The organism is Mycolicibacterium neoaurum (assembly GCF_036946495.1).
Classification (GTDB): Bacteria; Actinomycetota; Actinomycetes; order Mycobacteriales; family Mycobacteriaceae; genus Mycobacterium; species Mycobacterium neoaurum_B.
This window is the reverse complement of sequence record NZ_JAQIIX010000001.1, coordinates 1,167,830-1,177,799: the sequence shown is the minus strand read 5'-3', so window position 1 is coordinate 1,177,799 and position 9,970 is coordinate 1,167,830. Positions and strand designations below refer to the sequence as shown.

Genomic DNA, 9,970 nt, shown 5'->3' with positions numbered 1-9,970 from the left:
AACCCAACATCGTCGAGATCCTCAAATCCTCGAAATTCCCGGACACCTCACCATGGAAGAACCCCAACGGCATACTCGCCGCCGGCTGGGGCACGGTGCTATCCGCCATCAGCGGAGCAGCCACCAATGCCGTCAACGCGATCACCCAAATCGCCAACTTCATCGTCCACGTCGGAGCCACCACCATCGAGGGCGTCGGCGACTTCCTCAACCACGCCGCCGCCCAAGCCCAAACCGCCATCACCAACGCCGCCCTCACCCTGGCCAACCTCCAAGCCACATGGAACGCCGCCATCCGCGGATGGTCCGGCGTCCCAGACGCGGTCGGCTCGGCCGACGACATGGAAGTCATCTTCGGGGCCACCCGCCAACTGCAGTTCGGACAAATCACCCTGGCCGACCTGCAAAACGCACCGGACAACGCACCGTTCTGGGAGTCCCCCAACCCTTTCGAAGACGTGTCGTTCATCCGTCGAGACCTCAAACCGGTGGTGACCTACACCGCGAGCACAGCCTCGATGTCCGCGTCCGGCACAACGCTGGGCACCCACCACCGAAAGCGGAATCAACGCCGTCTGGCGGCCGGCACTGAACAACCACGGGCACCTGATCACCCTCACTCCTGTCCTCAACAAGCCGGTCTTCACCATCCCCGCCGGCACCCTGGCCCTGTCGGTCATCCGCGTGAAAAAAGACCGCATCGCCAACATGGTCCGCTTCATGGCCGGCGGCGACACACCCACCGGACCCGTCCTGGTCGGCCTCTACCTGATCGATCCGCTCACCGGAAACCAAACGCTGGTCTACGACTTCGGCGACGTCTCCGCCGAAGTGGACACCGGGCCACTGGTCTACGAATGCGCGCTGGAGATGGCCGAAGACATGCTCGTCGAGGCCGGCGCCCTCTACGCGGTCGGCATCCTGCCACTGGGGGGATCGTTCACCGTCGCAGCTATCCTGCGACAACGGTCAGTGCCCGACCCGATCATCTACCCCCAAGGCGCCACCGAGCTGCTCGCCGGACAAACCGAACTCCCCGCCACGATCGCCGAGACAAGTCTCAATCACGATGCCACCCATTGCATCTGGGTCTCGGTCGGCCAAACCGTTCCCACCACCATCACACCCGTCACGCTCATCGCCGACTTCGACGCCTACTCCAACAACGGCAACTGGGTCTCCCCGGCTTTCAAAAACTTCGGCACCGGTGTGTGGGAGATCGTCGACGGCGCACTGACCGCCGGCGGGCCACCAGCGCTGTTCGCCACCGAGTACAAAAAGGCGTTCGTCCCACTCACCCGATGCGCCACCGACAACATGTTCGCCGAGGTCGTCATCGGATCCGGCTGGAGCGCGGAGTGGAACGGCGCCGTCGTGCGCGCCGGCGTCCGGTGCAACGCCGAAGGCACCGCCGCGGTCGTGATGGCCATCCACCAACAGGGCACTGGCCCCGCCACCGTCACCATCGAATCGGCCACCAACATCACCGAGGCTGGCACTCCCCGCGCCACCAGCACCGCCACATTCCAGGCGCTACCCAGCGACCGCTTCCGGATCGAAGCAGTGCACGACCCCGAACTCGACTACACGACCTACACGTGCCTGCGCAACGGCGAACCCATCGCCGGTGCGCAGTGGCCCGACATCGACAACCTCTCGCCGCGAGGCGTCGCCTGGCGGCGGGCCATGGCGGAGCGAACGCGGCGACCTGGAACTTCGCGCTCCAGCGGGCCGCCGCGATCGACCTCTTCCGTGCCGGCGACCTGTCCACCTGAGACGACCACCCCACCACTACGACACTTGGGAGGACCTGCCCGATATGTACCCCGTGAAATCCCTGAAATGGGATCCGGTCAGCGGAGCGTTCGCCATCCGGACCCAGCTCCCCGACACCCCGCAGTTCGCCAACATGGCGTGGTTGATCGGGACATCAAATGTGGGCGCTCGCAGCGCCTCTGAAGCCGAAGTCTCCGACTGGATCGACATACCCATCGACGTGCTGACCGCGCTGGCCGAGTCCGCGCAAGACGAAGGGGGGCAGTAGTGGCCACGATTACCGACCGGGCCGAAAAGGACCCCGACGATGTGTGCCCGTTCACCGTCGACTGGTCGGACTGGCTCGCCGTAACCGAGGACCTCATCCTCGACTGCGACGTGTTCGCTGACGGCCTCGACATACACGACTGCTGGTTCACCGGCCAAGACACCACCGCCAAGCTCGGCGGCGGATCCGACAACGCCGAGTACGAAGTGACATTCCGGATCTACACCGAAGCCGAGGACGTCTACGACTACTCGATCATCGTTCGCTGCGAAAGCCATTAAGGGAGGCCAATACTCATGGGATCAAACGGATTCACCCTGTACGGCGAGACGAAGATGCTGACTCATCTTCTCAAGTCCGGTGCGGTGTACGGGAAACTGCACACCGCCGACGCCGGAGACGGCACGATGAATGCCTCGGTGCACACCGCACGCCAGCCCGTCACCTTCGGAGACCCGGACTCCAACGGCGTGTTTGAACTCGCCGCACCGGTCACCTGGGGCGTGCTCAGTGCAACGGAGCAGCTGTGGGGCGTCAGCCTGTGGGACGCCAGCACCGCGGGCCACTGCGTGATCATCCACGAGTTCGCCAAGCCGAAAAACGTCTTCAACGGCGACAACCTCAAACTGTCCACGCTGAAAGTCGCCCTGCCGGTGGTCGGTCTGTAATGGCGGTCTTCTTCGACGCGATCGGGCAAGGCGGAAACGACGGGCACCCGTTCTACGACTCGCAGCGCACCGAGCACAAGCACGTCGCCAACGGCGGCGACATCGCCGTCCTGGCCGGAATCTCCTACTCCGTAACCGATCTCGCACTCGGACCATGGATCATCTGGGACAGCACCCTGGGCGACCTCACCCGCAAAGTCAGCTACGGCGGGGTCGATATGCAGCCCATCGGCGTGATCCAGTGGGGCGGGACCGCCCCCGGTGCCGTCGACGCCTGGACCGAGGTCTTCGCGCTCGCCGGCGTGCCCGCCGGCGAAGCGCAAGTCGTTGCCGCGGTATGGGGCGGAATGAACTCCCAACGCGCTCTGCGCTGCCAAACCGTCTCCTACACCGGTGTCCACTCCATCGGCACACCGATCATCGCCTCCGGCGTCGGCAACAGCGCCGTGACCGCCACCGCCACCGCCACGGCCGCCGGCCGCATCGTCGGGGTATTCGGCACCCGCAGCGGCATGTCCGGATACAACGGCTCGCAACGATTCCTGAGCAACGACGGCGTCGGCCTGCTCATGGGCGACGCCCCCGGCACCGGCTCCCCGCAAGGTCAGACCGTGACCCGGCAGAACGACGGCCCCTGGGCTGGACTGGTCGTCCCGTTGCAGGCCGCCGACACCGTGGCCACCTGCGAACCGCTGATCGTCGAACCGACCATCAGCTCCCGAGTGCACCGCGCACCGCGCACCGGCGGTCTGCGGCGAAAAGTCTTCAAAGTCCCAGCGGATTTCCAGTAGGAAAGGCGGGAAACAGCCGTGGCGCTTCCCAATTTCACGATCGACACCACCACCAAGCTCTACGCCATCCTCGGCAGCGCCAGCGCGGGTGTCCTCGCCCCGGCCGTCCTGGCCAAGACCAGGGTCGTGTTCAGCAGCAACATCCCCGTCGACGGACTATTCACCTTCGAGGGCAACATGTACCGCGCCGCGACGAAGGTTTACGCCGACGTCGGCGAAGACGGCTCCATTCTGCAAGACGGTTTCGCCGTCCGGTTGCTGGCCAACGACGACGCCCCTGAGCATCAGCAACATCCAATGGACTGTGACGATCCTCGCGCCCACCCCGGCCGGCGCGCAAGAGATCCTGCCGTGGACCTTCGACGCCCCCGGCAACGGCGCGGTCGTCGACCTGTCCGAGACCGTCGCGGTGACCGCCGTCGAGGCCGTGGGGGTGATGCGCGGCCCAAAAGGTGATCCCGTCGACGACTTCACAGTCATCGACGGGTGGCTGCAGTTCTACGTCAAAGGCACACCGGTAGGCGCCCCGAAGAAACTCGAATTCGGATCCGCCGAATGGTCCACCATCCTCGGCAAGCCCGATGTGATCGCCACCGGTGACACCGAAGCCGAGGCCCGGGCCGCCATCGACGCCGTCAGTGGCCAAGAGATGGCCGATGCACTGGCCACCACTGCCGCTGCTTTGCAGCCGCGGGACGCCGATCTCACCGCGCTCGCGGCGCTGCCCACGGTGGCCAACCGGCTGCCGTATGCCACCGGCCCGTCGGCGTGGTCGCTGACCGAGTTCAGCCCGTTCGGGCGCTCCGTCGCCGCCCTGGCCGACGCTCCCGCGATGCGCGTGCTCGCGGGTCTGCGCATCGGAACTGACGTCCAGGCGTACAACGCGCAGCTCGCCGAGATCGCCGCACTCAGCATCCCGGCCGGATCGATGTTCTTCCGGCACGGAAATGGGACGCTGCAGTCCGTCGGCACCGCCGCGTTCGGCCGTTCACTGCTCGGGGGTACCGACGCTGCGGCCACCAGGACGCTGATCGGTGCGCTCGCGGCGTCCCTGGTGGGTGCGGCCAACGGTGTCGCACCGCTCGACGCTAACTCGTTGATCCCGGCGACTTACCTGCCGTCTTACGTCGACGACGTCCTCGAGTTCGCCACCCTGTCTGCGTTTCCCGCGGTCGGTGAAACCGGCAAGATCTACACCGCCCTCAACGCCGGCACCGCGGCCGACCCGTCGAAGATCTACCGGTGGTCCGGCTCGACCTACTGGGAGATCAGCCCGTCACCCGGATCTACCGACGCGGTCCCCGAGGGCGCGGCCAACCTGTACTTCACCAACGCCCGCGCCGATGCCCGCATCGCAGCCGCGGCCGCCACCGGCACCGGCAACATCGTGCGCGCCAACGCCCCCACGTTCACCGGCACCGTCTCGGGCATCACGAAGGCCATGGTGGGACTCGGCAACGCCGACAACACCAAAGACGTCGACAAGCCGGTCAGCACCGCCCAGCAGACCGCCCTGGATGCCAAGCAGCGCAAGGTCATCGACGGCACCACCGCCAACGGTGCATCGGCGACCACCAAGGCCGTCACATCCACCATCACCCCGGCCGCCGGCGACATCGTCTCGGTCACCTTCACCAACGGCAACACCGCCGGCGGGGTCGCCCTGAACTTCAACACCACCACCGCCTACCCCGTCGCGTTAGCGGGCAGCACCTCCGTCAACGCCGCTTCGCTGCGCATCGGCACCGGCGGCATCGTGCTCTTCCAGTTCACCGGATCGCAGTTCCAAATGCTCGGGGCCAACGCCCACCTGTCAGTGATGACGCAAACCGAGCTCGATGCCGGATCGGGGACGACCGGGCAGCTGGTCACCCCGGCACTGATCAAAGCCAACCTGGACACCAAGCAGCCCAAGGCCACCGGCACCACGGACGGATCGAAGTTCCTGCGCGACGACAACACCTGGGCGGCGCCGCCCAGCGGTGGCGGCGGCGGTGGCGGCTATGACACCTACGCCAACATGCCCGCGGCCAACACCGTCCCCAGCGGCTACCTCTACAGGTGCTCCGACATCGACTCGACCTACCGATCCAACGGCACCGCATGGGTCCAAACCGATTGCGGTGGAGGCCCGGTCATCGGCGAACCACCCGCGTCGGGCTGGACATCGGTCAACCTCGGCACCGCGACCGTCACCAACGACAAAGGCACCCTGCTCTTGACGGCCCCAGCCGTCAACGGCACCACCGACACCCTGCGCGCGGTCAGCCGGCCCATCTCCGGCAACCCGACCATCACCGCCAAACTCGACTTCCACCTCACCCAATCCAACGGACCCGGGGTGTACTTCGGGTTCACCGACGGCACCAAGTTCAAGCTATGGGCATTCCAGATGCAGAACTACAAAAACCTGGTGGTACTGCGGCAGAACTGGAACCACGCCACCTCCATCAACGGAACGAACAACCTCTGCGACGGACAAGCCGCCGTGTTCCTCGCACAGTGCAAATGGTGGAGGCTCACCGACAACGGCACCAGCCACGTTTTCTCGTTGTCCACCAACGGAATTGACTGGCAGGTCATAGACACCATCTCGCGCACGGACTTCATCGCCTCCCCAACCGCGTTCTGCCTCGGCATCAACACCTACGGCAGCGGCTACACCGCCTCGACGCGGCTGCGCCAACTGGCGATCGCCTGATGGCCGGCCGCCGGTTTCTGCACCGCCTCGACGCCTACGGCACCGACGACCCCGATTTCAACGAGGGCCACCCCGAGGACCGCTGCCCAAAGTGCGAGGACGCGGTCATCGACCACCCCACCTGGCGACACCGCCTCTATGCGCTGTGGCCAGTGCTGCGCCACGCGCTGCACCGCTAGACATCCCACGATCTCAGGAAAGCGAGCTTGCCCATGCCCGTATACCGAGCACACGTCGAGCAGACCAAACAGTTCATGCGTGCCCGCGATGACACCAACGCCCCCTACGTATTCGGTGGTGCGCTGTCGACCAGCGTGCGGCAAGGCACCGACTGCTCGGAGATCTGGCAGACCGCCCTGGAGATGGCCCTCGGCCGTTGGGTGCCCGGCCGGCAAGCCGAAGGCGCGACGACCGAGTCCTACCGCGGCATGAAGATCGGCGGCCCACCGGGACCGTTCGGCACCATCCGCGTCGGACACTGGCGCGACATCCCCGCCGACGCGGTGGCCAAGCTGGCCTTCCACCACGGCCCCAACGGCGGGGCGAACAGTCACATGTGGGGCGAGCTCGACGGACTGCGCATCGAATCCCGCGGCGGCGACGGTGTCGTCACCGGCAGCAAGGCCCGCCCCCTGGAGGACGGCTACGGCCACTTCTGGGTGTACCTGCCCGGACCCATCGTCAACGACGGCACACCGATCCCGCCGGCACCACCCGAGGTCATCATGCTCGGCCGCCGGTACGAGGCCGGCGGCGATCGCGTCAAGGCCCTGCAGCTGGCCCTCAACCGGACGATCGGCGCCGGCCTGGACCCCGACGGCGAGTTCGGCCCCATGACCGAGAACGCCGTCATCGCCTTCCAACGAAGCCGGAACCTGGAGGCAGACGGCATCGCCGGCCCCGTCACGCTGCGGGCCCTGGGCCTGTCCTTCGCGACCACCACCCCCGACACCGCCCCGTCATCGGCGATCGCGCTACTGCGCCGCGTCATGACCCCCACCGACATCACCAACGCCATGCTCGGCGACTACATGCCGCACCTGGCCGAGGCCACCCGCGCCGCCGAAATCACCACCGTCAAGCGTGCCGCCGCCTGGTATGCCACCCTCGGCCACGAATCGGCCGGCCTGCGCTACATGGCCGAGATCCAGACCAACGGCGCCGGCTGGTCAGACGACCGACGCATCTACCGCGGCCGCGGACCCATCCAACTGACATGGTCCTCGAACTACCGAAAGTTCGGGCAGTGGTGCAAGACAAAGGGATACATCACCGACTCGGAGATGTTCGTCAAACAACCCACGCTCGTCGAGCAGCCGCGATGGGGCTTCCTGGCCGCATCGTGGTACTGGCTGCACGCCGGACCACGTCCCGGCCAGATCAACGCATTCGCCGACGCCGGCGACATCGTCGCCGTATCCCGCTGCGTCAACGGCTGGATTGACGGCGTCGACCCGGTCGGCATGCCTGACCGGCGCACCCGATACCTCAACTGCCTGGCGCTCGGCGACCAACTGCTCACCCTCACAACACCATCCACACCCACCGACCCGATCGAGGAGCTCCTGATGTCCAACGAACCGCGACCGTCCCAATCGCACTACCGCGCCGACAACAAGCCCGTCCTGACACCCATGGACGCGCTGTACCAGGCCAACGCGATGAAACACGAGGAAATGGTCGAGGCCGCCGCGCTGCGCGGCGAGATCTGGGCCATCCAGGACCTCGCCAAGCTCGCCGCCGGCGCCATCCCCGGCGCCCACGACCCCGACGGCCCATTCTGGCGGACCCGAGCCGCAGGCCTGCTCAACACCATCCAGGCAACCCGCCCGGAACTCATCACCGCTGCAAACCCCGGAAAGGCATAACCCATGAGCGACCAAACCAAAATCCAGACCGCCGGCCCCGCAGACCCCGACGCCAAACGGCGCGAGCTCGTCAACTACATCGGCTTCCTGCTCACCGGCATCCTGGGCCTCGCTCTCATCTTCGGCGCGATCAACCAGGGCACCGCCGACCACCTCGAACTACTCATCGGAGGTGTCCTGGGCCTCGCCGGCGGCGGCAACCAGCTCCGCACCGCACTCAAGATCCGCCAACAGGTCAACAACGGGACCTTCGACCCGGCACCCGCGGTGTCCGTGCAGGACGCATTCCACAGCATCAACGCCATCAAGACTCACGTCGACGACGTCGTCGAGCAAGTCCAGGCCAAGGTCAGCGAAGGCGTGTCCGCAATCCAAGGTGCGGCCTCGCTCATCCCCGGCGGGACGGTGGCCACCACCGCGGTGCTCTCCGGTCCCGTCGGCGACCTGGTCCAGGCATACGCTGACCGTGCCGCGGCCGCACATGAGGGCTCCACCCCGACGATTCTGTGAGGTGGTGGCTAAGGCGCGACAGCGCATGGATCCCGACCGTTCCACCCCGGCAACGGTTTTGGATCGTGCAGCTGTTGTTCGCCACGCCGTTCGTGGCCGGCGTCGACTTCCTGATGGGCGAGAACACCGAAAGCCTGTCTCTCGTCGAGAGGTCGATGCCGGCCCCGGCATGGGGAGCGCTACTGCTCTGCGCGGGTATCGCTATGGTCGTCGGATACGCGGACCGCCGGCCCAAGCTGTGCATCGGCGGCCTACACCTGGCCGGCGCGCTGTTCCTGACCATCGCGGTCGGCATCGGCCTGAACACCATCGACGCGCACGGCAGCTTCCGAGGCCCGTGGATCTACGCGATGGTCGGCGGCTGCCTGTGGATCAAGGCGGTCGGCTACGCCCAGCAGATCCGCCAGGTGCCCAGATGACCGGGCCCCTGATGGCCACCGATTGGATGAACCCGCACGACCCGCCCGCCGGCATTCATCCGCTGATCTGGCTGGCCATCGTGCTGATCTTCGGGCCGCCGGCCGTCATCTCCCAAACCGCGGCCAAACTCCCCAGCATCCTCGGGGCCACCGCCCGATGGTGGCAACGCCGCCAGCAAGCCGCCGCCGACAAGTCGGCCCGGCAGGACTGCTCACCGTCCTACCAGGTGTCCCAGCAAGAGATCGTCCGCATGCGCGAGGACTACGGACGGCTGCGCGAAGACTACGACCAACTGATCGAGCGAATGGACCGGCTGGAAGTCGAGCTGACCGACGAGAAACGACGGTCGTGGGCCGCGATCGCCTACATCCGACGCCTCATCGACTCGCATTCACGCCACGCCCCGGGCATCGAGATACCGCCACCGCCAGAAGTGTTACGCGACATCGTCTAGCCGTCGACTTGTGGTCCCGGGCAGTCTGGTCAGTCGATTCGTTCCCACGGTTGGCAGCTCTGCGTTTCGAAAGCTGTGTCGCTGGGTTCGATGGTGACGATTGTTTGACCGGGCTGGTTGTCGATGGCGATGGTGGATTCCATTGACCCCGTGAAATCACTCAAGCGTTTCCAGGTGCAGAACGGATATCCATTGCGCATCGTCGGTGCTGATCGGTACGTGCCGGGTTGTATGTCCTTGCCGACGACGTACAAGCCGTCAGTGTTCATGACGGTTGCGTCGGCCGCGGGCGGCGGCGTAGCGGCGGAAATGGCGTCCGATTGTCGTTCGGTCACGGTGACGGTCGTTGTCTTCGTCGCGATAGTTGTCGGCTGCTGTGCTGAACAACCGACCAGGCTGATGCTGGCAGCTGCGAGGACCGTGACTGTGCGCATGGTCCGCGATAGTACGGCGCACATCGCGCTGGCCCCGGCTAAAGCGGGACTTTGGGGTGAATCAGAAAGTTGAGATCGCC

11 protein-coding genes are annotated in these 9,970 nt (G+C 66.1%); 10 read left to right on the top strand and 1 reads right to left on the bottom strand.

The window, feature by feature from the left end; all coding sequences use genetic code 11:
• Positions 1–684 precede the first annotated feature (684 nt).
• The 10 genes from PGN27_RS05485 to PGN27_RS05440 all read left to right on the top strand — a co-directional run bounded on the left by PGN27_RS05485 (position 685) and on the right by PGN27_RS05440 (position 9,456).
• On the top strand, positions 685–1,959 hold the full coding sequence (locus PGN27_RS05485; protein ID WP_335325175.1) for a hypothetical protein: 1,275 nt from the start codon (positions 685–687) through the stop codon (positions 1,957–1,959).
• Between the two features lie 84 nt (positions 1,960–2,043).
• The gene (locus PGN27_RS05480; protein WP_141866930.1) at positions 2,044–2,325 is read left to right on the top strand and encodes a phage fiber-tail adaptor protein; all 282 of its coding nucleotides are present in this window, start codon (positions 2,044–2,046) and stop codon (positions 2,323–2,325) included.
• A 15-nt stretch (positions 2,326–2,340) separates the two neighbouring features.
• A complete protein-coding gene (locus tag PGN27_RS05475; RefSeq protein WP_335325174.1) occupies positions 2,341–2,712 on the top strand; it encodes a phage tail fiber protein in 372 nt (123 codons plus the stop codon).
• Entirely contained in the window at positions 2,712–3,503 is a 792-nt protein-coding gene (locus tag PGN27_RS05470) for a hypothetical protein (protein WP_335325173.1), read from the top strand. The genes PGN27_RS05475 and PGN27_RS05470 overlap by 1 nt, the downstream gene beginning before the upstream one ends.
• A gap of 304 nt (positions 3,504–3,807) precedes the next feature.
• Complete coding sequence (locus PGN27_RS05465) at positions 3,808–6,204, top strand: hypothetical protein (protein WP_335325172.1); 2,397 nt, start codon at positions 3,808–3,810, stop codon at positions 6,202–6,204.
• Positions 6,204–6,383, top strand: a complete 180-nt coding sequence (locus PGN27_RS05460) for a hypothetical protein (protein ID WP_335325171.1) — start codon at positions 6,204–6,206, stop codon at positions 6,381–6,383. The genes PGN27_RS05465 and PGN27_RS05460 overlap by 1 nt, the downstream gene beginning before the upstream one ends.
• Positions 6,384–6,416: 33 nt before the next feature.
• The gene (locus PGN27_RS05455) at positions 6,417–8,072 is read left to right on the top strand and encodes a peptidoglycan-binding protein (RefSeq protein WP_335325170.1); all 1,656 of its coding nucleotides are present in this window, start codon (positions 6,417–6,419) and stop codon (positions 8,070–8,072) included.
• A 3-nt stretch (positions 8,073–8,075) separates the two neighbouring features.
• A complete protein-coding gene (locus tag PGN27_RS05450; RefSeq protein WP_335325169.1) occupies positions 8,076–8,582 on the top strand; it encodes a hypothetical protein in 507 nt (168 codons plus the stop codon).
• Between the two features lie 65 nt (positions 8,583–8,647).
• The gene (locus PGN27_RS05445) at positions 8,648–9,001 is read left to right on the top strand and encodes a hypothetical protein (RefSeq protein WP_335325168.1); all 354 of its coding nucleotides are present in this window, start codon (positions 8,648–8,650) and stop codon (positions 8,999–9,001) included.
• Positions 8,998–9,456 carry a hypothetical protein gene (locus PGN27_RS05440; protein ID WP_335325167.1) on the top strand — a complete coding sequence of 153 codons (459 nt, stop codon included), beginning with the start codon at positions 8,998–9,000 and terminating at the stop codon, positions 9,454–9,456. The genes PGN27_RS05445 and PGN27_RS05440 overlap by 4 nt, the downstream gene beginning before the upstream one ends.
• Positions 9,457–9,485: 29 nt before the next feature.
• Here the strand turns inward: PGN27_RS05440 and PGN27_RS05435 are convergent, their stop codons facing one another.
• Positions 9,486–9,890: an Rv1352/Rv1906c domain-containing protein gene (locus PGN27_RS05435; RefSeq protein WP_335325166.1), complete on the bottom strand. Its 405-nt coding sequence runs from the start codon at positions 9,888–9,890 to the stop codon at positions 9,486–9,488.
• Positions 9,891–9,970 lie beyond the last annotated feature (80 nt).

Excerpts from the sequence above, each read along its gene's own strand:
- PGN27_RS05450 (WP_335325169.1), top strand. The coding sequence starts at position 8,076 with ATGAGCGACCAAACCAAAATCCAGACCGCCGGCCCCGCAGACCCCGAC.
- PGN27_RS05455 (WP_335325170.1), top strand. The coding sequence starts at position 6,417 with ATGCCCGTATACCGAGCACACGTCGAGCAGACCAAACAGTTCATGCGT.
- PGN27_RS05440 (WP_335325167.1), top strand. The coding sequence starts at position 8,998 with ATGACCGGGCCCCTGATGGCCACCGATTGGATGAACCCGCACGACCCG.
- PGN27_RS05435 (WP_335325166.1), bottom strand. The coding sequence starts at position 9,890 with ATGCGCACAGTCACGGTCCTCGCAGCTGCCAGCATCAGCCTGGTCGGT.
- PGN27_RS05460 (WP_335325171.1), top strand. The coding sequence starts at position 6,204 with ATGGCCGGCCGCCGGTTTCTGCACCGCCTCGACGCCTACGGCACCGAC.
- PGN27_RS05470 (WP_335325173.1), top strand. The coding sequence starts at position 2,712 with ATGGCGGTCTTCTTCGACGCGATCGGGCAAGGCGGAAACGACGGGCAC.
- PGN27_RS05475 (WP_335325174.1), top strand. The coding sequence starts at position 2,341 with ATGGGATCAAACGGATTCACCCTGTACGGCGAGACGAAGATGCTGACT.